Raw genomic sequence first — 21,432 nt, 5'->3', positions numbered from 1 at the left:
TTTGACGCGCGGTGCGGATAGCAGTACGGCTTGGTTTCGGCGGCCGGTCGCCGCCGGCCACGTCATCGACTCTGGCACCGGCCGAAGGGCCCGCAAAGAGGAGAATTTCATCCCCGGAGAAAATGATCCGGGGATAAAACCTTCCCCCTCAACAAGGTCGCGTCACCTGCCACACTGGGTGCATGACCAGCAGCGCACACCGCAACGAGTTGGGTGAATTCCTCAAGGCCCGCCGAGGAGAACTCACTCCCCGCGCGGTGGGCCTGCCCGACAGCGGCGCCCCGCGACGGGTCAAGGGCCTGCGCCGCGAGGAGGTCGCCCAGCTCGCCGCCATCAGCACCGACTACTACACGCGCCTCGAACAGGGCCGTATGCAGGCATCGGCCTCGGTGCTGGAAGTCCTGGCGCGTGTCCTGCACCTGGACGACGACCAGCGGGCCTACCTGTACGAACTCGCCGGCAAGGACCACGCCCGCCCGCGCCGCCGAGCACGGCAGCGGGTCCAGCCGCAGCTGCGGCGTCTGCTGGACGACCTCGGCTCGACGCCCGCGATGGTCCTGGGCCGCCGTGTGGACATCCTTGCCTGGAACACGCTGGCCGCCGCCCTCGTCACGGATTTCGCGGCCATTCCCGAGAAGCGGCGCAACTACGCCAGGATTCTGTTCACGGACCCGGCGATGAAGCGACTCTACGCGGATTGGGAAACCGTCGCCCGTACCTGTGTCGCGCAGCTGCGCATGGAAGCGGCGAAATACCCCACCGATCCCGGACTGACCGAACTGGTCGGTGAGCTGTCCGTCCAGGACCGGCAATTCCGCCAGTGGTGGGGCGAGCACCGCGTCGCCACCCGCAACGTCGGCACCAAAACCCTCCGTCATCCCGTCGTCGGCGACCTCACCCTCGACTGGGACACCCTCACCGCAAGCACCGACCCCGACCAGCAACTCGTCATCTGGACCGCCGAGGCGGGCAGCCCGAGCCACGACGCACTCCGCGTCCTCGCCTCCTGGGCCGCCGATCACTCGGGCAGCGCCGTGAACTCGTAGCCGGAGTCGGTGCAGCGCGTCTCGCCTACGACGAAGGCCGGGGCGCGAGAAAGCGAGACCGTGTCGACCCGCTGCAGCCGCAGGGAGCCGCTCCCGGCCGCCTCATGTGCCCCGTCGGCGGGTAGCCCGTGGTCAGGACTAGGTCGTGTCTGATGGGTCGCGTGACCGGTCGGTGTTCGTATCGTTCCGCCCCTCGTGGGACGGGGTGATCTATCTGACGCAGGGTGGGCTCGGTTGAAGCCGCACCTGCCGCGGAACGTTGGGCGGGGTGGCCGATGGAAGAGTCACCGCAGAGTGATCAACGGCATTCTCTTCCGCCAGCGGACCGGTATCCCGTGGCGGGATCTGCCGTCACGGTTCGGGAAGTGGAAAACGGTGTACGACCGTCATCGCCGCTGGTCAGCGGACGGCACCTGGGACAGGCTCCTGCGAGCCGTCCAGGCTGACGCCGACGCGGAGGGCCGGATCGACTGGACCATGGTCGGCGTCGACTCGACGTCCTGCCGAGCCCACCAGCACGCCGCCGGCGCCCGTGCACGCCCACCCCGCGTTCCGGGGCGGCACGGCCGGCCTGCTCAACACCGCGAGGACGAGGCCCTGGGCGGGTCCCGAGGCGGTCTGACCTGCAAGATCCATCTGGCCGGCGAGGGAGGCCAACGCCCCTCGCCATCGTCATCACGCCGGGACAGTGGGGTGATGCCCCGCAGCTGATCCCGGTGCTCGAACGCATCCGTGTTCCCCGCCCTGCCGGCGGCCACCCGCGGACTCGACCCGATCACGTCAGCGGCGACAAGGCGTACAGCTCCCGCCGTAACCGGCGCTGCCTACGACGTCGCCAGATCAAGCACACCATCCCCGAACGCAAAGACCAGCGGGCCAACCGCCGACGTCGAGGCAGCGCAGGCGGCCGACCCACCGGCTTCGACCCAGCGATGTACAAGCGCAGCAACGAGGTGGAGCGAACGATCCATGCCCTCAAGGGCTTCCGTGCTGTCGCCTCGCGCTTTGACAAGCGAGCGTACGTCTTTCATGGCACGGTGACCGTTGCCGCCATGCGTCTCTGGCTCCGCCCGTGACTCGCCGGACACTCTCGGGCCAGGTGGGTGCTCCTGCCTCGGCCGGACCGAGCTTGCGTAAGCTCGGTCCGGTTGGGTGTCGGCCGTGCTGGAGACCTTGGTGCCGGTGTTGAAGGGGCTGTTGGCCGTGTTGGGCACGACGTTCGTGTAGCGCCCACCGGTGCTGGGGTGCACGTAGCTGCACTGATGCAGATTCAGGTACCCCGAGGCGACGACGCCCGGCTTTGAACTGCTGGGAGCTGCTGAGGCCGAGACGGTCGGCAGCACCAACGTCAAGGCTGCTGCCGCCGTGGCGACGATGTTCTTCCAGGCTCTCCACGGACTCATCCGAGACCTTCCATAGCGCCTGGCCTCACCCATCGACCTGTGAGGCGAGAAGAAGAGCGGCCTCCAGAACACCACCGACCGGACTCATCACACAGACGTACCAGGCGGCATCACGCAACCAGGTGCACACCCGCACATCCATGCCCCCAAGTGGATGAATCCCCTTGCCCGTCCCCGCCGTCCCTGTCCCTGCCGGATACCGAGCTTCAGGCCTGCTCTGACAGGTCGCGCGGCAGACTCGTCGGACAGGCCCTACAGCTTGTTCCAGATGGCGGGTAAGCGCGCCTCGGACCAGATTCTGCCGGTCCTCAAGGGGTGTGACCGAGATACGCGCCAGGGGCACCGAGATGGTCTAGAAGCCCTGATGCGCTCGGACTCACCTGCGTCGGCGGGCGGCAGGCTCGCGCTCCGAGACGTGCCGGGCGACCACTTCGCCACCGGGGCGGGCGTACCGCTCCAGGGAGCGGACGGAGGCGTGGCGGGAGCGGGTCAGCAGCATTGGAATGGAGGTGTCGTCTTCGGCGTCGTGTGTGAGGGCGCTGTGGTGGAGTGTGAAGCCGTCCAGGTCCTCGATGTCCTTGGGTGAGGCGAGCAGGTTGGCCAGGAGCCGGGTGTGCTCCTCGAAGATTTCCTCAGCCCGGTGGTTGGAGAGCCGGGTCCGGCCGGTCTCCGGGCACACGTCAAGCGTCGGCGTTCCGGCCGGGGCCTTGCGGTCGGTGAGAAACAGCGGGCCACGGGTGCGGCGGGCGATGAGGCGGGGCAGGAGCTGGGCGGTGCCGATCGTCGGATCGCCGACGTTCCAGCCCTGCCGCTGCCATCAGCCGAGCGCCTTGTGCGCGATGGACAGTTCCCGGTTGGCGGTGTCGGCGTCCATCTCGTCCGCCCGCGCCTCCGTCAACTCGGCCAGCACCTCCGGAAGCTCCGGGTCATCGATCGCGGCGACAGGGAAGACGGGCGGCTTCGCGCCCCGACGGGCGGGGCCGGTCGGGGCCGATTCGCTGGCGAGCATCCACCCCCCGTCGTCAGCGAGATCCGGTAGGTCCGCGCGGAGGACTTCGTGTAGGTCCACGCAGAGGACTTCGCCACGCCCGCGCCGGTGAGGACCGCCCGACAGCCGCGGTGTACGACGACGGTGGGGCGGAAAGCGGCACCACCCGGGCGCGCGGCAGCCGAAGCGCGCCCCCATTCCCGGACTCGGTCACTGGTTCGATAGTCATGTCCGTCCCCCTCCGTTGCTGCCGCAGTAAACGCGTACACCTGACCCCGGAGGCCGGGGTGGCCCGCCGCAGGTCGCGGTGATCACCGTAGAGGCCCTGCCGCAGTCAATCCGGTATTTACTGCGGCAGTTGCGAACACGTCTCCGCGATCGAGCACCGCCCGAATGCGGTTCTGCTGTGCGGACTTGCGGGGAGGCGACTGTCAGTGCCCGACGCCGGCCAGGCCCGGCGCCAGCATGCTTACCTGGGTCATGCCTCCGGCTCCTCCGTCACGGGCAGGCACTCGGCGAGCAGGTCGACGACATCGCGCCAGGCTCGCTGTGCGTGGCGCGGGTGGTAGCCGACGCCGGGGCGCACGGTGTGGTCGACCGATGGGTGGTGGAAGGCGTGAAGGGCGCCGCCGTAGACCGTGAGGCGCCAGTCGACGCCCGCGGCCTGCATCTCAGCGGTGAACGCCTCTCGTTGCGCGGGCGGCATGATCGGGTCTTCCGACCCGACCCCGGCCCATACCGGGCAGCGAATGCGTGCCGCTTCGCCCGGTCGGCCCGTGGTCAGTGCATTCACTGTCCCGATCGCGCGCAGGTCGACGCCGTCGCGCCCGAGTTCCAGCCCGATGGCGCCTCCGGTGCCGTAGCCGATGGCGGCGATCCGGTCGGGGTCGGTCCGTGGTTCGGTGCGCAACACGTCGAGCGCCGCATGGCCGATGCCCCGCATCCGGTCGGGATCGGCGAGCAGTGGCATGCAACGGGCCAGCATCTCCTCGGGGTCACTCAAATAGCGCCCGCCGTGAAGGTCGAAGGCCAGCGCCACATATCCCAGCTCGGCGAGAGCATCCGCCCGGCGGCGTTCGACATCGCTGAGCCCCGTACCCTCTGGTCCGAGCAGCACCGCGGGCCGGCGGTCGTCACCGGCCGGGAGCGCGAGGTGTCCGAACATCGTCAAACCGTCGGCCGGGTACTCGACCGTACGCGTCGTAATCGTCGTCATGAGACTGGACTGTAGTGATCGCCTAGCCCGGTCCGGCCGCTGTTCTGCCGCTGGCAGAACAGCGCTGGTGCCCTTCTGAAATACGGCGAGGGCTCACAAGACAAGAACCGTCACAAACCCGTTTCCACGGCAGCGCTGACGGATCACCTGCCCAGCTACGGTGTTGGAGGCTGACCCTCGCGGCAGGATGCCGGCGTCTACCGGCCCGCTCCCGTGAAGGGCGTCACCAACTAGTTCACCTCACGGTTCAGGCGGCCTGGCCGAGACCGGCAGCGATCAGGTCCTGCTCACTCAGCGGGGTGAAGTCGACGTCGGGTTGCGGGTCGTACGCCTCGGGCTGAATGCCGATTCCGTGGGTGCGCGCCAGAGGTTAAGCCTTCGAGTCCTGGTGCCAGTCCTGCTTCCAGTCCTGGGCGAGGAGCCCCAGCAGCACCTCGTCCATGAACTCGCCCATCACCCAGGCCGAGGAGCGCAGTACGCCCTCGCGGACGAAGCCGTTGCGTTCGGCGGAGCGCAGCATCGCGGTGTTGTCCGACAGTGTCTCGATCTGCAGGCGCTGCAGGCCGCGTACGATGAAGCCGTAGTGGCACAGCACCGCGACCACGTCCGTGCCGTAGCCCTTGCCGCGGCAGGCCGGCAGCAGTCCCAGCCCGACGTGCGCGGACCGGTTGTGGTTGTCGATGTCCCACAGCGTCGCCGTGCCGATCAGCGTGCCGCCGTCCAACTCGATCACGGAGAACGGGACGTGCCCCTGCTCCTTGTCGTCCACCACGAGCCGTGGGTCCTTCGAGCCGGGCGTGATCGGGCGCCATGGCCCGCCCTCGGCCCGCGCGGCGTTGACCACGTCGTCGTACAGCTCGGTTCGCAGGACCGGTATGTCGTCCTCGTGCCGGGCCCGCAGCCCGACCTTGTTGCCTCGTAGCATGCGAGCTTCCTATCCGACCGGGACGGCCGACGGCAATGCAATTAAGCACGTAGGTGGCCAGCCGTAGAGCCGGAGCCCAGCCCGCCCCTGCCTCCCTACCGCAACTTCGGCTCCGCCGCCTCCGCCAATTCCGCCTCGGCAAACCTGGCAAAGCTCCTGGGCGGTCGGCCAGTCATGCGCTCGACCGTGTCGGTGGTACGGTCCTCCGCCCCCTCGGCGATGGAGCGGTCCAGATCGGCCAGCAGCGCGGCGAAGTCCGCGGGCACGTCGGCGGCCAGGTGGTCGCGCAACTGCTGGGCGCTGAGCCGCCGGTGGGTGACGGGTCTGCCGGTGACCTGGGTGATGACGGTGGCCACCGCGTCGTAGCTCAGGGCCTCCGGGCCGGTGAGTGCCAGGTCGGTGTTGGGTGCGGTCCGGTCGGTCAGGGCGCGTGCGGCGACGGCCGCGATGTCGTCGGCGTCCACGAATCCGACGCGGCCGTCACCGGTCGCGGTGGCGATGACGCCGTCCGTACGGATGCTGCGGGCGTGCAGGTGTTCGCCGGTGAAGTTCTGCATGAACCAGGACGGCCGCAGCACGGCCCACTCGTCGAACAGCCCGGGAAGCGCGTCGTGCACCCGGCCGATGGCCGGACCTCCTCGGGGGATGGCCGAGGAGCTGAGCAGCACCACGCGCCGCACCCCGGCCGCGCGGGCCTGGTCGAGAAAGGGCAGCATGACGGCCGCCGGGTCCGGGTCCCCGACGGGCGGTACGAGGTAGAGGGCATCCGCGCCGCGCAGGGCCTCGGCGTACGTGGCCGGGTCGTACCAGTCGAAGCGGACCGGCCGGATGCCGCCCTGCGGAGTTTCCGGGCGCGCAACCTCCCGCGGGATCGCCCGGCGGCTCGCGGCCCGGACCTCGCAGCCCAGTGCGGCCAGTTGGGCCACCACCCGGCTGCCGGTGGTGCCGGAGGCCCCGATGACCAGGACGGTGGGGCGGTGCGTCGCGGCCTGGGGTGTGATCATGAAAGGGTTCCTCACGGTGCGGTGGGCTCGGTGGGCGACGACTTCACCGCGTTCATGGAGGCCGGTACGGCGAGCGGGTTCCAGTAGTCGCGGTAGTGGGTGATGCGGCCGTTCTGGGCCGTCATGACGACGATGTAGGAGAGGTCGTACGGATCGCCGGTGGCCACGATGCGGCCGGTCGCCCGCATCTCGGCGATCACGGTGTCCGGGGCGTCGGTCAGGTGGATCTTCAGTTGGGGAATGTCGCGGAGGTCGATGTGCTCCGTGTAGTCGCCCAGGTAGTCGGCCAGCGCCGCCCGGCCCACCAGTTCCGTCGGGTAACCGGGCGGCGCGAACGGGAACTCGACCAGCACATCGTCGGCGCACAGAGCGATCCAGCCGTCCATGTCCTTGGCCAGCAGCAGGCGCGTCGCGTGGTGGAACAGGTCGGCCGGGGAGAGCGGGCCGTAGGGACGGTCAGATGCGGGGCGCCGCACGGACGGTGCGGGTGCGGGTACGAAGTCGGGTGCAGGTGCAGGTGCAGGTGCAGGTGCAGGTGCGGATACGGATACGGGCGTGGAATCGGGCATGATGGCCCCTTCCTTTACGATGTGGACCGCGGGTCCGTTTCAACCTGCGGAACAACATACGGACTGCCGGTCCGCTTATCAAGGGGTGACGTAGTGACCAGCAACGAGGCCGTGCGCGCACGCAAGGAACGCGTGGACGCCGTACGCAACCGGGAAGCCGTACTGGCCGCCGCCGACGACCTCTTCGCCCGCAGCGACAGCCCCCGCGGCGTGTCCATGGACGACGTGGCGGCGGCGGCCGGGGTGGGCAAGGGCACGCTCTTCCGGCGCTTCGGCGACCGCACCGGTCTGATCCGGGCGGTGGTCGAGGCGCGGATCGAGCCGCTGCGCCAGGCCGTCGAGGAAGGTCCGGCGCCGCTCGGGCCGGACACTCCGCCGCGCGAACGCGTTCCGGCCCTGCTCGACGCCATCCTCGAATTCAAGCTGGCCAACCGGCATCTCTCCCTGGCGCTGGAGGAGGCCGGCAGCGGCAGCCCGTACCAGACGGAGTACTACAGGTGGTGGCACACCATCTTGCGGCAGACCCTGGACCGCCTCCCCGGCCACGCCGACAGCGGCTTCACCGCACACGCCCTGCTGGCCGCCACCCGCGCCGACCTGGTCGAGCACCTGGCCGGTACGGAAGGGGCGACGGGTGAACGCATGCGGGCGGACCTGGCGGCACACGTGGCCAAGGTGCTGAGCGAGTAAGCGAGTAAAGGCCGCCGGGCCGCACGCGAGCCGTACGACCGACCACAGCCGTACGACCGATCACAGCCGTACGGCCGACGGGAGCCCTACGACCGCCTACCCCCGCAGGCACTCCACAGCCACCGCCGCATGCACCGCCGCCCCCACAGCCAGCGCCGCTTCGTCGTACACGACCCGGCTGGAGTGGTTGTCGGGCACCTGGCCGGCCGTCTGGCCGGGTGGGCAGGCGCCGAGGAACGCCATGGCGCCCGGAACGCGTTGCAGTACGAAGGCGAAGTCCTCCGCGCCCATGATCGGGTGCGGCAGCGTGCGGACCCGGTCCGGGCCGAGCAGGGTGGTCGCCGCGCGGGTGACCAGGCCGGTGAAGTCTGGATCGTTGCTCACCACCGGTGTGACGTCCGGCAGTTCCACGTCGGCGGTCAGGCCGTGGGCCGCCGCCACTCCGTCGGCCACCCGCAGGATGCCGTCGCGGACCGTCTTGCGGGTGGCGTCGGACAGGGTGCGGAAGGTGCCGGCGATCTCCGCCGTGTCGGGGATGATGTTGGACGCCGTACCGGCGGTGACGCGGGTGACGCTGAGCACCGCCGGTTCGAAGACGTTGACCGTACGCGTCACCATCGTCTGCAGCGCCTGGACGATCTCGCAGGCCACCGGCACCGGATCGAGGCCCCGGTAGGGCGCGGCGGCGTGCGCGCCCCGGCCGCGTACGGTGATCCGCAACATGTCGGCGGCGGCCGATTGCGGGCCGGGCCGCAGGTGGACGGTGCCCGACGGGTGCCGGGTGGTGATGTGCAGGGCGAACGCCGCGTCCACCGGACGGCCCTCCGGCGTCTCCAGCACCCCGTCCTCGATCATGGGCAGCGCGCCCTCGCAGATCTCCTCGGCGGGCTGGAACATGAACACCACCCGGCCCGCCAGCCGCTCCCGGCGCGCGGCGAGCAGCCGGGCCGCGCCGAGCAGCATGGCGGTGTGGGTGTCGTGCCCGCAGGCGTGCATGACGCCCGGTGTGGCGGAGGCGAAGTCGAGCCCGGTCTCCTCGGTCTGCGGCAGGGCGTCCATGTCGGCGCGCAGCAGGATCGTCCGGCCGGGCCGCGCGCCGGTCAGCGTGGCGGTGACGGAGGTGAGCCGGTCGCCCGGGACGACGGACAGCGGCAGGCCGGACAGTTCGCGCAGAACGGTCTGCTGGGTGCGGGGCAGGGTGGTGCCCAGTTCCGGCGCCCGGTGGATCTCGCGGCGTACGGCGGTGATCCGCGGCAGGAGCCGCCGGGCGTCTTCGAGGAGCGTGCTGTCGGGGTCGTCTCCCATGGGACCCATGATGAGATCGCGCCGCCTATACGGCCAGAGGGCCACGCGGGCCAGGGCGGCGGCCGGGTGCGCGGATGCACGGCGGTGGTGCGCGGGCCGTACGCACGCCCCGTACGCACCCGTATGCCCCACGCACCCCCGTAGGCTAAGCCGCCGCCTTCCGCCCCGTACGCACCCGCGTCAGCACCAAGTGCGCCACGACGCCGAAGACCAGCCCCCAGAACGCCGACCCGATCCCCGCGATCGTGACGCCGGAAGCGGTGGCGAGGAACGTGATCAGTGCGGCCTCGCGGTCCTTCTCCTCCTTGACCGCGCCGGTCAGGCCCCCGGCCAGCGCGCCGAAGAGCGCGACACCGGCCACGGCGGCGACCAGTTCCTTGGGCAGGCCCGCGAACAGCACCACGAGCGTCGAGCCGAACGCGCCGATCAGGAGGTAGAAGAAGCCGCAGGAGACACCGGCCACGTACCGGCGGCGCGGGTCGCGGTGTGCTTCGGGGCCGGTGCAGATCGCCGCGGTGATCGCGGCCAGGTTGATCGCGTGCGAGCCGAAGGGCGCCAGCGCCGTGGACGCCAGGCCCGTCGAGCCGATCAGCAGCCGGTCCTTGGGCTCGTAGCCGGACGCGCTGAGCACCGCCATGCCGGGGGCGTTCTGCGACGCCAGGGTGGCGAGGATCATCGGTACGGCGATGCCGATGAGCGAGCCGGCCGAGAATGCCGGGGTGGTGAACACCGGCTTGGCCAGCTCGATGTGATCCACATGGATGTCCAGCCGCGAGGTGACCGCGCTGCACACCACCCCGGCGGCCAGCGCGAGCAGCACCGCGTACCGCGCGATCCAGCGCTTGGCCAGCAGGTAGACCACCAGCACCGCGCCGGCGATCCACGGCGCGGTCTTCAGTGATGTGAACACCCCGGTGCCGAACGAGAACAGGATGCCCGCGAGCATCGCCGACACCACCGCCGTCGGCACCTGCCGCATCAGCCGCCCGAACACGCCCGTCAGCCCGACGAGCGTGATGACGGCCCCGGTGACGAGGAAGGCGCCGATGGCCTCCGCGTAGGAGTACGCGCCCAGGCTGGTGACCAGGAGCGCCGCGCCGGGGGTCGAGAAGGCGGTGATGACCGGCATACGGGTGCGCAGGCTGAGCGCGATGCAGGTGATGCCGCTGCCGATGGAGATGGCCCACACCCAGGAACTGGTCTGGGCGCGGTCCAGGTGGCTCGCGTTGGCGGCCGCCAGCACGATGACCAGCGGCCCCGAGTAGGACACCACCACGGCCACGAATCCGGCGAGCACCGCCGACAGCGAGGCGTCGCGGAACAGTTTCGGCCGTGCCGGTGGTGCGCCGTCCGGCGGCGGGCCACCGGTGGTGGCGGTCCCGTCGCCGGTCGGCTGGACGTGGGGGGTGGTGCCCGAACCAGCGGTGCCCGAGCCTGTGGTGCCCGGGCTTGTGGTGTCCGAACTCAACGCTCTTCCTTTGCGGCGCGTTCCAGTGCCTGTTCCAGGTCGGCCACGAGGTCGGCCGCGTCTTCGAGGCCGATGGACAGGCGGATCATGTCCTTCGGGGAGGTGCTGCCCGGCCCCTCGAAGGTGTAACGGTGTTCCACCAGGCTCTCCACCCCGCCCAAGGACGTGGCCCGGATGAAGAGTTCGCAGTTCTCCGCCGTACGCAGAGAACGCTGCCAGTCGCCGTTGACGTGCAGGGACAGCATGCCACTGAAGCCGCCGCGCATCTGCCGGGAAGCGATCACGTGGCCGGGATCGGTGGGCAGCCCCGGGTACGCGACCCGGCTGACGTGCGGATGTTCGGCGAAGTGCTCGGCCAGCGCCTGCGCGGTGGCCGATATCTGCCGCATGCGCGGGAAGAGCGTACGGATGCCGCGCATCAGCAGATACGTCTCCAGCGGGCCGAGGATCGGGCCGGTGAGCCGGCGGTGCAGGCGCAGCCGCTCCCACAGCGCCTCCCGGGCCTCGTCGGCCGCACCGTCGGGGCGGGGCGCGGCGACGAGGAAACCGGCCACCACGTCTGTGTGGCCGTTGAGGTACTTGGTGCCCGAGTGCATGATCAGGTCGGCGCCCAGCTCGAAGGGCCGGGTGTGCACCGGCGTCGGCACGGTGTTGTCGACGGCAAACAGCGCCCCGGCGCGGTGCGCGATGTCGGCGCACGCCGCGAGGTCGGTGACCAGCCACGTCGGGTTCGCCGGGGATTCCGCCCACAGCAGCGCGGTCGGCGCCGCCGCCACCGCGGCGGCCACCGCGTCCAGATCGTCCATCGGCACGGACACGACATCGAGCCCGCGCGGGCCGCCGAACTCGGCGAGCCACTTGGTCAGTCCGAAGTACATGGTCCGCGGCACCACGACCCGCGCACCGGCGGGCAGCACCTGGAACACCGAGGTCGCGGCGGCCATGCCGGAGGAGAAGACCAGCGCGTCCCGGCCGCCTTCGAGGCCCGCCACGACCTGTTCGACCTGCTCGTAGCCGGGTGTCCCCTGGTCGCGGAGGTACGCCAGCCCGGCGGGCGAGCGGTACTGCTCGTCGCGCGCGAACGTCGCGCCCAGCTCGATGGGCGGGGGAATGGACCCGGTGGCCGGCGAGCGCCAGCCGTCGCCCTGGGCGGCGCGGGTCGCCGGGCGGTAGTCCTGCCGCCAGGGGGTGAAGGTGTCACGGACGTTCATCAGGGCCTCGCAGTCAGCTGGTCGAGTGCGGTACGCAGGGCGAGTTCGGCGTCCCGCAGCGCGCGCGAAGGGGCGCCGGGGGACGGAACGTAGTGGTTGTAGTAGCTGGAGCCCTCGGTGTGCGGGCCGAGGAAGTACAGCCGGGGCTGCACGCCTCCGGCAGGGTCGATGCCGCGGCCGTCCCGGGTGACCTGGAGGCCGGTGGCGCTGCCCCCGCGCCGGGCGAGGGTGGCGACCCGGCCGGCCGCGACGAGCGTGCCGAGCAGCGAGCCGGGCAGCTGGTCGGCGGGCGGTTCGGCGACATGCGCCGCCACGACGTGATCGACTTCGACGGTCTCGGGCCGCTCCAGGCAGGTGGACTCCAGCCGCCAGGACGCGGCGTTGCCGGACGGCGCGAGGACCTTGGGGCGCGGCCCGGGGCCCAGCCGCAGGACCCCCGCGTCGAGCAGCGAGAGCAGCTCGGCGGAGCGGTCCAGCTGGGGGCCGATCACCAGCCGGTTGACGGTGGCGGTGAACGTGCCGAAGAACAGGTCCAGCGAGGCGTCGTCCAGCCCCGGCGGGTCGACGACGGCGCGCAGCACGTCGCGGTGGTCGCGCAGCACCTCCAGGGATTCCTTGAGCGGGCTGCGGCCCAGACCCGTACGGGCTTCGCCGAGATCGTCCGCCACCTGGCCGGCGAACCACCGCGCGTACTCCCGTGCGTCGGCCCACGGGCCCTCCGCCGCCCGCACACCGAGCACGCCCCGCAACGGGTACGGCCCGTACCGCTCGGAGCACTCCGCCAGCAGCGCCCGCCAGCCGGAGCGCTCGGCGCGGCGCGCGAACTCGGCGCCCGCCGCGGCGAAGTCGTCCAGCTGCCCGCCGGCCACCGTGCGGTAGTAGGCGAGCTCCATCTCGGCCTCGACCAGCGGCAGTACGTCCTCGGCGAAGTCCAGCCGGCCGCCGGGCCGGGCCGCGCGCCGCGCGTCGAGTTCCGCCTCGGTCAGTGCGAGCGGCACGAAGCGCAGCCGGCCGGGGTTGAGGTGCGGGCGGCTGCGGGACGGCAGGCCCGTACGGTTCGTCAGGACGATCAGCGGTTCCCGGCCGCCGGGGATGTACCGGAGACCGGCGCTTGCAGTGGATATCCGCTCGTGCCGCCCGCCGCGTCCCAGCGTCAGCGACGCGATGACGTCCATCGCGGTCAGCCCCATGCCGAGGACGGCCACCCGCTCACCTGGAGCGATGCCGTCGAGCACCTCGGGCAGCGGATAGGGCCGGGACACCAGGCGCGGTTCCGCCATGGTCCGCTCCGGGTGGTACAGGGAATGGTGTCCCACGGTGACGAAGACCGCGTCGGCGTCGATGGCCGTGCCGTCCGCGAGCAGGACGCTCTCTCGCTGAGCCGCGCCCGGCCGGATGTCGAGCGCGGTGGACCGGTGCCACACCAGCCGCATGCACGCGGGCGCCGCGGCCCTGATCCGGTCGGTGGCCCAGGTCAAGTAGGTGTGCAGCAGCCGTCGGGGCAGGTAGTCGTTGGGCTCGATCTCCCGGCCCCGGCCTTCCCGTACGGTGTAGCCGTCGGCCGCCAGGCGCAGGTCGCGCGACCGGCACCACTCGTACAGGCCAGGGCCGGTCGTCGCGGTCGGGCCGTCCACCATGCGCGGATCGGCGAACGCGGTGACCTGCGAGCACACCGTGTTCAGCAGCAGGTGGTCGGGCTGGTCGGCGAGGTGGAACCCCGGGCCCGGCGGCTGTGGGTCGATGAGGTGGACGGTGACCGGGAAAGGCCGTTCCGTACAGTGGCTGACGAGGCGTTCCAGGACGCCCAGGCCGCGCGGGCCCACGCCGACGACGGCGAGGACGGGCGGGCGTTGCGTGGGTGCGGAAGTCACCACCGGCGCGTCTCCCCGAAGAAGTTGGGCACGCTGACGGCCGTACCGTCGGCGCGTGCCTGCTGGAGGGCGAAGGCGCCCACGGCCAGGTCGAGGACGCCGAGCCCGAACGGCGAGAAGATCACGGGCCGGTCCGCGGCGAGCTTCACCTGCTGGTCGAGCACCCCGGCCAGCGTCCCGGCCACGAAGTCGCGGTTGCCGGTGAGCTGTTCGGCCAGGTGGGGCGATGTATTGGCCTTCATGCAGTGCTCGACGTCGTCGAGGACGTTCTGTGCGCCCAGGATCACGTCCGGGGCCAGGTCGCGCAGCGAGATGTTCAGCACCAGCTGCCCGGCCTCGAACTGCCGGTGGACGTACGGTTCCAGCGCGGTCGTCGCGAAGACCACGGTCTCCGCGTCCAGCGCCGTCTCCAGGTCACCGGTGACGGACGCGGGGCGCCCCTGGGTGTCGCCGATGTGCCCGGCGAGCGCCTGGGCGGACGGTTCGTGCAGGTCGTGGACCACGTAGGCGTCCGGAGCGCAGCCGGCGGCGTGCAGGTAGTCGCAGATGTTGCGGGCGATGACGCCGCCGCCGACGACGCCGATACGGCTGCCCTCGTAGCCGTCCGGACGCAGGGCCGTCGCCGCCACGGCGGCCGAGGCCGCTGTCCTGGCGGCGCTGATGTTCGCGGCCTCCAGGACCGCGATCGGATAGCCCGTCTCGTAGTCGTTCAGGATGAGCACGGCCGAGGCGCGGGGCACCCCGTTCTCGGTGTTGCGCGGAAAGCTGGATATCCATTTGATGCCGGCCAGCTGGACGTCCGCACCCAGGAAGGCGGGCAGCGCGATGATGCGCGAGTCCGGCTTCTCGGGGAACCGCAGGAAATAACTGTCCGGGTTGACCGTCGCACCGGCCTCGTGACTGCGATAGGTCCGGGCGACGAGGTCCAGGACCTCGCCGCGCCGGTCGCGCAGGATCTTCAGTACGGAGTCGCCCGGCACCACGTCGAAGGTGAACATGCCGAATGTCCTGTTCTCAGGCGCGCGCCTGGTCCATTTCCGTTTCCGGGTCGAGTAGATGCGGCCAGCGTTCGGCCACCCATGCGTCGTCGTAGAGGGTTTCGAGATACCGTTCCCCGAAGTCCGGGGAGAGCGCCGCGACGACGCTGCCCGCCGGAATGTCCGGGGCCGCTTTGCGTACCGCGGCCAGTACCGTGCCGGTCGAGCCGCCGAGCAGCAGCCCCCGCTCCCCGGCGAAGCGACGGCACATCTCCACGGCCTCGTCCTCGGGAACGAGGACCACGTCGTCCACGTGTTTCTCGTCGAGGATCTCCGGGCGGCGGCTGGTGCCCAGCCCCGGAATGTGCCGCCGTGCCGCGGGGCCGCCGAAGGTGACCGACCCCAGGGAGTCGACCGCGATGACGCGGGTCGCCGGGCTGTGTTCGCGCAGGTACGCGGCGCAGCCCATGAGCGTGCCGGTCGTCCCGGCGCCGATGAAGGCATAGTCGACCGGGCCGAGCGCCTCGACGAGCGCGCGCCCGGTCCGCTCCCGGTGGGCGCGCGGTCCGGCGGGATTGGCGTACTGGTTCAGCCAGTACGTGTTCCGTTCCCGGCGCAGGCGCTCGCGGATGTAGTTGATGCGGGACTGCAGATAGCCGCCGTTGCCGTCGCGTACGTCGATCACCACGACCTCGGCGCCGAGTGCCTCCATGAGGCGCACGGACTGGACGTTGGCGTTGGGATCGGTCACGCACGTCAGGGCGTACCCTTTCGCCGCGCACACCATGGCGAGCGCCACCCCGAGATTTCCGGAGGTGGACTCGATGAGCCGGGTGGCGGGAAAGGGACGGCCGGTGTTCTCTGCCTCGGCAACGAGCGCCACGGCCGTCTTGAGTTTCACCGAGCCGGCCGGATTGAGGCCCTCGATTTTCAGGAAGACCGAGCTTCCTGGTACCAGTTCGTCGGCCCGGATGAAGAGATCATCCAGGATCAGGTCGTACACTTCTTCTGCTATCACTGGAATCCAAGATGCTGGAATGCGGGCATGCGCAGCTGCCGGATTCGTCCGGTGAAAACGCATGCGGAGTCGTGGTCACACGTGGTGATCAAGGCATGCAGAAGAGTTGGAAGTTCCCCCGTTCCGTTCCCCCGTAGGCCGCCCCGTTGTCCCCCGTAGAACCGCGATGGCGACGCCTTGCCGGAAAGATACCTGTTGAGACAAGATCTTTTCCAGCGATTGCGGTGTTTGAAAAGTCAACTCCCGTGAATTCCGGTGGCGGAACCGGACGTTCAGCCGGGGAGGGGAGTCTCCGCTTCCTGGCGGTGTGCCCGGCGGAAGGAGGCGTACGGCCCAGGAAGGAGCGGGGTTGCGCCGTCATCGTCCCCGGCGGGGCAGGGCGTTGCGTGGGTCCGGTGGGGCGCCCTCCGCCCCCGCCCGGATTTTTGCTCATTGTTGACGCTTTGGGGGCGGATTTACGTGCTCCGGGGCGGGCGGTCGTCTGCGGGAGCGCTCCCGTTTCCGCCCCCGGACTCCCGCTCGGCGAGCTCGGCGAGCCGGCGTTGCAGATGCTCGGCCTCGTCCGAACGGCGCTGGGTCCGGTACAGCTCTAACGCCTGCCGCCAGGCTTCGGCGGCCTTCACCGGCTGGCCCAGGGCGGCGTGCGCCTGGCCGATGCCTTCGAGGAGCACGGCTTCGTGGAAGGTGTTGCCGATCTCGCGGAAGAGCGTCAGGGCGCGCCGGCCGTTCTCCAGTACGTCGGTGTACCGGCCCGTGCACAGGCCCAGGTAGGCGTGGACGCTCAGCGACAGCGCCTCGCCGTTGCCGTTTTCGTGACGGCGGTGCAGCAGCAGCGCCTTGTCGCCGTAGGCCGCCGCCTGCTCGTAGTGGCCCAACTGGGCTGAATACCAGGCGGACTGGTTGAGCCCGCGGGCCTCCCACTCGTCGTCGCCGATCGTCTGGAACAGGGCCAGGGACCGGGTCGCGTGGTCCAGCGCGGGCCCGATGCGGCCCTGCTGCCCCCAGGACCAGCCGAGCACGCGGTGCGTATGGGCCTGGCTCGGCAGGTCGTGGGCGCTCTCGGCCAAGGCCAGGGACTCCTGGAGATGTTCGAGCGCCTCGGTGTGCCGGCCCACCAGCGCGCAGGACTCGGCGAGGAGGCGGTGCGCCGGCGCCTGGGCGGCCGGATCACCCAGGCTCAGGGCAGCGGTCAGCCCCGCCTGCGCGACGGCCACTTGATCGGGAAGCAGGCCGCGCCGCCAGTGGTACGTGTGGAGGGTCGGCGCCAGCTGCCACACCAGCGTGTGCCACTCACGCTCGACGGCCAGGCGCTGGGCGGCCATCACGCAGGGGTGCTCGACGTCCAGCCACGCCAGCGCCCTGGCCTTGTCGCGCAGCGGGTGGGGCAGGCAGCCCTGGGCGGGCGGGTCCAGCACGACCGACTCGCGGTGCGGGTCGAGCAGTTGGTCAGCGGTGTGGGCCGTGTGCAGGTAGAACTCCACCAGCCGCCGCAGTGCGCTGTCGCGGTGGTCCTCGGTCCGGTGAAGGAGGGCCTGGTCACAGGCGTAGAGGCGGATCAGGTCGTGGAGCCGGTAGCGTCCGGGCGTCGGCTGGGACACCAGATGGGCGGTTTCCAGCTCCCTCAGCAGCGTGCGGACCCGAGGCGCCGGCAGCCCGGCCAGGGAAGCGGCGGCGGGCAGGCTGATGTCAGGCCCCGGCGCCAGGCCGAGCAGCCCGAACAGCACGGCCGCCTCGGGGGAGAGCGCGTGGTACGAGGACGAGAACACGGCGCGGAGGTTCAGCGGGATCTCGCCGGCGTCCAGCTCGTCGAGCCGGGTCGCGTGGTCCCGCAGCTCCTCGGCGAGCACGCTCAGCGGAAAGCCGGGGTGGGCGGTGGCGCGGGCGGCCACGATGCTCAGCGCCAGCGGCAACCCGGCACAGTACGTCAGGAAGGCGCGTACCGCCTCGGGCTCGGCGGCGATCCGCTCGGCGCCCAGGTGATCGGCCAGCAACTGGCGGGCCTCGGCGTCGGACAGCACGTCCAGGTCCAGGGAGCGGGCGCCGTGGGTGGTGACCAGTCCGGCGAGGTGACGGCGGCTGGTCACCAGCACCGTGCAGGCCGGACCGCCCGGCAGCAGCGGGGCCACATGGGCGGTGTCGCGGGCGTTGTCCAGCACGATGAGCATGCGCCGGTCGGCGACCAGGCTGCGGTAGAGGCCCACCTGCGCGTCCAGGTCGGGCGGCACGCCGGACGGGTCCACACCGAGGGCGTTCAGAAAGCCGCGGACCGCCTCCGTCGTCGGCATCGGTTCGCCGAGCGGGGTGAAACCCCTCAGATCCACGAACAGCCGGCCGTCGGGGAACCGGTCGACGTGCTGATGTGCCCAGTACAGGGCGAGCCAGGTCTTGCCGATGCCGCCGGCGCCACCGATCGCGGAGATCATCACGGTGGCGCCCGACTCCGCCGCCTCGTCCAGCGCGGCGGTCAGCGCGGCCAGTTCGCCGGTCCGGCCGGTGAAGCGGCGCGGTGCGGCGGGCAGCTGGTGCGGTACGGGCCCGCGCTCGCGTACGGGGTGCAGATGCACGTCGCCGTGGACGACGCCGGCCTGCACCACGTGGCCCTCGACCGGCGCGGACACCTCGTTGCGCACACCGGTCACCACCGGACCCCGGTCCCGGTTGTCCGAATCTTGTTCCGTCGTCACGGTCGCCACCACTTTCCACTGCCGTCACACCGAGCGGCCGTTCCCAGTGTCGCGAGGTGCCGGAGCGGCGGATGCGGGCAGCGCGCTTTCTTACCCTTGCGAGTGAAGATCGCGCCGAGCGCCCGCGACCGGCCTTTACGGCTTCTGAGCTGCACGTATGGGCCGAAAAAACGTTTGACGCGGGAGGACGTCCGATGGTCGGGTAGCGCCCCATGAGCCCAGGGCAGACACCTCCCGGTCCGCACCCCGTCGACGAGGGCCTCGTACGGCGGCTGGTCGCCGGGCAGTTCCCGCGGTGGGCGGAACTGCCGGTGCGGCGGTTCCCGTCCGGGGGCACGGTCAACGCGATGTTCCGGCTGGGGGACGGCATGGCGGTACGGCTGCCGCTGACGCGGGGTGGCGCCGCGGACGTATCGCTGGAACAGCAGTGGCTGCCCCGCCTCGCGCCCCGGCTGCCGGTGGCCGTCCCCGAGGTGCTCGCCGCCGGGGAGCCCGCGGAGGGATATCCGTGGCCGTGGTCGGTGTACCGCTGGCTGGCCGGGGAGAACCCGGTCGCAGGGGCGCTGGACGAACCGGTACTCCTGGCCAAGGATCTGGCCGGGTTCGTGGCGGCGATGCGGGACGTCGCGCTGCCCGGGGCCCCGGCGGCCCACCGCGGCGGGCCGCTCGCCGTGCTCGACGCGCCGACGCGGGCGGCGATCGAGGAGCTGCGCGGAATCCCGGAGGAGGGCGTCGACTGCGACGCCGTGACCGCCGTGTGGCAGGACGCGCTGCGCGCCCCGGCCTGGGACGGTCCGCCGGTGTGGCTGCACGCCGATCTGATGCCGGGCAATCTGCTGGTGGACGACGGCAGGCTGACCGCGGTGATCGACTTCGGGTGTATGGGGGCGGGCGATCCGGCCTGCGATCTGTTCCCGGCGTGGAACCTGCTGCCGGCCGGGGTACGAGAGGTCTTCCGCGAGGCGCTGGGCGTGGACGACGCGACGTGGGCGCGCGGCCGGGCCCGTACGCTCTCGCAGGCGCTGATCGCGCTGCCGTACTACCGGGAGACGAACCCGGCGATGGCGGGCAACGCCCGGCATGTGATCCGGGCCGTACTGGAGGAGCGCTGAGGTTCCCCCGCCACGGAGCCAGCGCCCGGACCACGACCCGGCTGCCACGGCAGGCACCGCACGCGCCCGCCCCGTCCGTCCAGCCGTGCCGGGACGGATGAGGCGGGCGGGAAGTCAGCCGCGCCGGGACGGGCTCAGCAGCTCAGGTTGCCGCCGGTGCTCGTGCCCAGGATCTGGGTGAACCTTTTATACGAGTTGATCCGGCTCTGTACCTGGCCGGGGTTGTTGCCGTTGCACTCCATGGAGCCGTTGATGCTGCGGATGGTCTCGCCGAAGCCGCGGTCGTTGACGATCGCGTCGTGCGGCGTCATCGAGCCCGGGCCGCGCTGCGTCATCCAGTACCAGATGCCCGTCTTCCAGGCCACGGCCGCATCGTTCTGCACCAGGTTCGGGTTGTGCAGCAGGTCGATGCCGAGCGCGTCACCCGCCGCCTTGTAGTTGTAGTTCCAGCTCAGCTGGATCGGCCCGCGCCCGTAGTAGGCCGCCTGTCCGGCGGGACAGCCGTACGGCCGGTTCCAGTCACAGTAGTGCGGGTAGTTGTTCGTGTCCTGCTCCACGATGTGGACCAGACCGCCCGTCTCATGGCCGACGTTGGCCAGGAAGGCGGCGGCCTCCCGCTTCTTGATCGTGTCGTTCCCGGTCTTGGTGAAGCCGGGATACGCGCTCAGGGCCGCCTTCAGACCGTTGTACGTGTAGAACCGGTTTCTGTTCGGGAACATCTGGTTGAACTGCGCCTCGCTCACCACGAAGCCGCCGGACGGGTTGGTCCCGCCGTCGCAGTTGTACGGCTCCCAGTACCAGGTGCTGATGACCGGGTCGTAACCCGGATTGTCGTGCGTGGCCCGGTAGTACTGGCCGTTCGTGTACTTCACGATGTTGCCGGTGACATACGGCTTACCGGCCGTCCAGATGGTGAAGTTGCAGCTCGCGGCGGATGCCGCGGTGCCGGAGACGGGCGCGGCGACGGCGGGCGGCGCGGCGGCCGACAGAGCGGCGACGCAGGAGGCGGCCGAGAGCACGGCGGCGACACGCTGTTTCAGCAACACCTGATCACTCCTCAGTGCGGCAGGGCCGCGTGAGATCGGCGACGGACGGTCCGGCGCGCGACGAGCATCGAGGATCACGCTCCGCTTGGCGGACGCAATCGACAGGTGCAGGTACTCAACCCGTTTGGTATGAACCAGTCAAGGTGATGTACGGACGGGTCATTGATTGCTAGACGATTGACCAGAGTTCGCGAAGCGGCCACAGGAGACGCCCGTACGTAAGAAGCGGATTTAGAAGAGGTGCGTACGGTCGGCGGCTGCCGTTGTGGCAGTCCGATGTCGACTCTTGCTGTGGAGCTCTCGTGAGAATGCCGGATTCCCCTGTGCCCGCTCGGCCCAGCGCCCTGCGGATCGGCGTGTCGGCGCTGTGTGCGGCGGGCGCGCTGACGCTGTCCGCCTGTGGGGGAGGCGGCTGGCCGGGCGGCGCCGACGGCGACGAGGCCAGGGACACGTCCGGCACCAAGATCAAAATCGCGGCCGAGGACGGCGCCATGAACGTCGGCCTGCACCCCGGCGTCCAGGTCAGTGGCGGCAAGCTGACCAGTGTGAAGCTGGTGCAGGCGGACAACGGCGCGGAGGTCAAGGGCTCGATGGCCGCCGACGGTTCGTCCTGGAAGCCGTCGGCGGAGCTGGAGCGCGGCACCAAGTACAAGATCGTCGCCCAGGCGAAGGACGGCAATGGGCGACCGGCCACCGAGAACGCCACCTTCACCACCGTTTCGCCGAAGAACAGCTTCATCGGCTCCTACGCGCCGGACGGCGGCAAGACCGTCGGTGTGGGTATGCCGGTGTCGTTCAACTTCGACAAGGTGATCACCAACAAGAAGGACGTCCAGTCCCACATCACGGTGACCTCCAGCAGCGGCCAGAAGGTCGTCGGCCACTGGTTCGGCTCGCAG

General features: G+C 70.7%; 19 protein-coding genes. 5 read left to right on the top strand and 14 right to left on the bottom strand.

Features of this window, described 5'->3' with window-relative positions:
- The first annotated feature begins 182 nt into the window (after positions 1–182).
- Positions 183–1,046, top strand: a complete 864-nt coding sequence (locus ADK86_RS17630; protein ID WP_053697430.1) for a helix-turn-helix domain-containing protein — start codon at positions 183–185, stop codon at positions 1,044–1,046.
- A 195-nt stretch (positions 1,047–1,241) separates the two neighbouring features.
- A protein-coding gene (locus ADK86_RS40945; RefSeq protein ID WP_107088500.1) for an IS5 family transposase occupies positions 1,242–2,122 on the top strand; the annotation gives its coding sequence in 2 pieces (ribosomal slippage) (positions 1,242–1,710 and positions 1,710–2,122; 882 coding nt in all).
- 703 nt (positions 2,123–2,825) lie between these two features.
- Here the strand turns inward: ADK86_RS40945 and ADK86_RS17625 are convergent.
- The 6 genes from ADK86_RS17625 to ADK86_RS17600 all read right to left on the bottom strand — a co-directional run bounded on the left by ADK86_RS17625 (position 2,826) and on the right by ADK86_RS17600 (position 7,058).
- Positions 2,826–3,128 (bottom strand): hypothetical protein, encoded by a 303-nt coding sequence (locus ADK86_RS17625; protein ID WP_107088499.1) that lies wholly within the window; start codon positions 3,126–3,128, stop codon positions 2,826–2,828.
- Between the two features lie 138 nt (positions 3,129–3,266).
- Positions 3,267–3,458, bottom strand: coding sequence for a hypothetical protein (locus ADK86_RS42345; protein ID WP_107088498.1), 192 nt, complete (start codon positions 3,456–3,458; stop codon positions 3,267–3,269).
- 457 nt (positions 3,459–3,915) lie between these two features.
- Entirely contained in the window at positions 3,916–4,653 is a 738-nt protein-coding gene (locus tag ADK86_RS17615) for a dienelactone hydrolase family protein (protein WP_053697428.1), read from the bottom strand.
- 370 nt (positions 4,654–5,023) lie between these two features.
- The gene (locus ADK86_RS17610; protein ID WP_053697427.1) at positions 5,024–5,578 is read right to left on the bottom strand and encodes a GNAT family N-acetyltransferase; all 555 of its coding nucleotides are present in this window, start codon (positions 5,576–5,578) and stop codon (positions 5,024–5,026) included.
- Positions 5,579–5,673: 95 nt separating this feature from the next.
- The gene (locus tag ADK86_RS17605) at positions 5,674–6,582 is read right to left on the bottom strand and encodes an NmrA family NAD(P)-binding protein (protein WP_053697426.1); all 909 of its coding nucleotides are present in this window, start codon (positions 6,580–6,582) and stop codon (positions 5,674–5,676) included.
- An 11-nt stretch (positions 6,583–6,593) separates the two neighbouring features.
- Entirely contained in the window at positions 6,594–7,058 is a 465-nt protein-coding gene (locus tag ADK86_RS17600; protein ID WP_053697425.1) for a nuclear transport factor 2 family protein, read from the bottom strand.
- A gap of 204 nt (positions 7,059–7,262) precedes the next feature.
- On the opposite strand from ADK86_RS17600, the gene ADK86_RS17595 reads away from it, so the two are divergent.
- Positions 7,263–7,841 (top strand): TetR/AcrR family transcriptional regulator, encoded by a 579-nt coding sequence (locus ADK86_RS17595; protein WP_107088501.1) that lies wholly within the window; start codon positions 7,263–7,265, stop codon positions 7,839–7,841.
- A 96-nt stretch (positions 7,842–7,937) separates the two neighbouring features.
- On the opposite strand, the gene ADK86_RS17590 is transcribed toward ADK86_RS17595, so the two are convergent.
- The 7 genes from ADK86_RS17590 to ADK86_RS17560 all read right to left on the bottom strand — a co-directional run bounded on the left by ADK86_RS17590 (position 7,938) and on the right by ADK86_RS17560 (position 18,375).
- Entirely contained in the window at positions 7,938–9,146 is a 1,209-nt protein-coding gene (locus tag ADK86_RS17590) for a M20 metallopeptidase family protein (RefSeq protein WP_234345909.1), read from the bottom strand.
- Between the two features lie 145 nt (positions 9,147–9,291).
- Positions 9,292–10,614 carry a benzoate/H(+) symporter BenE family transporter gene (locus tag ADK86_RS17585; RefSeq protein ID WP_053697422.1) on the bottom strand — a complete coding sequence of 441 codons (1,323 nt, stop codon included), beginning with the start codon at positions 10,612–10,614 and terminating at the stop codon, positions 9,292–9,294.
- Positions 10,611–11,825 (bottom strand): trans-sulfuration enzyme family protein, encoded by a 1,215-nt coding sequence (locus ADK86_RS17580; protein WP_053697421.1) that lies wholly within the window; start codon positions 11,823–11,825, stop codon positions 10,611–10,613. The genes ADK86_RS17585 and ADK86_RS17580 overlap by 4 nt, the downstream gene beginning before the upstream one ends.
- The gene (locus ADK86_RS17575; protein WP_234345908.1) at positions 11,825–13,696 is read right to left on the bottom strand and encodes an FAD/NAD(P)-binding protein; all 1,872 of its coding nucleotides are present in this window, start codon (positions 13,694–13,696) and stop codon (positions 11,825–11,827) included. Before ADK86_RS17575 ends, ADK86_RS17580 begins: the two co-directional genes overlap by 1 nt.
- Complete coding sequence (gene sbnB, locus ADK86_RS17570; protein WP_053697419.1) at positions 13,693–14,694, bottom strand: 2,3-diaminopropionate biosynthesis protein SbnB; 1,002 nt, start codon at positions 14,692–14,694, stop codon at positions 13,693–13,695. Before sbnB ends, ADK86_RS17575 begins: the two co-directional genes overlap by 4 nt.
- A gap of 16 nt (positions 14,695–14,710) precedes the next feature.
- Positions 14,711–15,676, bottom strand: a complete 966-nt coding sequence (gene sbnA / locus ADK86_RS17565; RefSeq protein WP_199834428.1) for a 2,3-diaminopropionate biosynthesis protein SbnA — start codon at positions 15,674–15,676, stop codon at positions 14,711–14,713.
- 470 nt (positions 15,677–16,146) lie between these two features.
- Positions 16,147–18,375, bottom strand: coding sequence for an ATP-binding protein (locus tag ADK86_RS17560; RefSeq protein WP_053697466.1), 2,229 nt, complete (start codon positions 18,373–18,375; stop codon positions 16,147–16,149).
- A 212-nt stretch (positions 18,376–18,587) separates the two neighbouring features.
- Here ADK86_RS17560 and ADK86_RS17555 point away from each other — a divergent pair, with 212 nt between their 5' ends.
- Positions 18,588–19,487, top strand: a complete 900-nt coding sequence (locus ADK86_RS17555; protein WP_053697418.1) for an aminoglycoside phosphotransferase family protein — start codon at positions 18,588–18,590, stop codon at positions 19,485–19,487.
- A 134-nt stretch (positions 19,488–19,621) separates the two neighbouring features.
- Here the strand turns inward: ADK86_RS17555 and ADK86_RS17550 are convergent, their stop codons facing one another.
- Positions 19,622–20,533 (bottom strand): glycoside hydrolase family 19 protein, encoded by a 912-nt coding sequence (locus ADK86_RS17550; RefSeq protein ID WP_107088497.1) that lies wholly within the window; start codon positions 20,531–20,533, stop codon positions 19,622–19,624.
- A 308-nt stretch (positions 20,534–20,841) separates the two neighbouring features.
- Here ADK86_RS17550 and ADK86_RS17545 point away from each other — a divergent pair.
- On the top strand, positions 20,842–21,432 hold a 591-nt coding region (locus ADK86_RS17545; RefSeq protein WP_234345906.1), incomplete at its 3' end, for an Ig-like domain-containing protein.

This window comes from Streptomyces sp. NRRL F-5755 (assembly GCF_001279365.1).
Taxonomy (GTDB): domain Bacteria; phylum Actinomycetota; class Actinomycetes; order Streptomycetales; family Streptomycetaceae; genus Streptomyces; species Streptomyces rimosus.
This window is presented reverse-complemented; position numbering and strand designations above follow the sequence as displayed.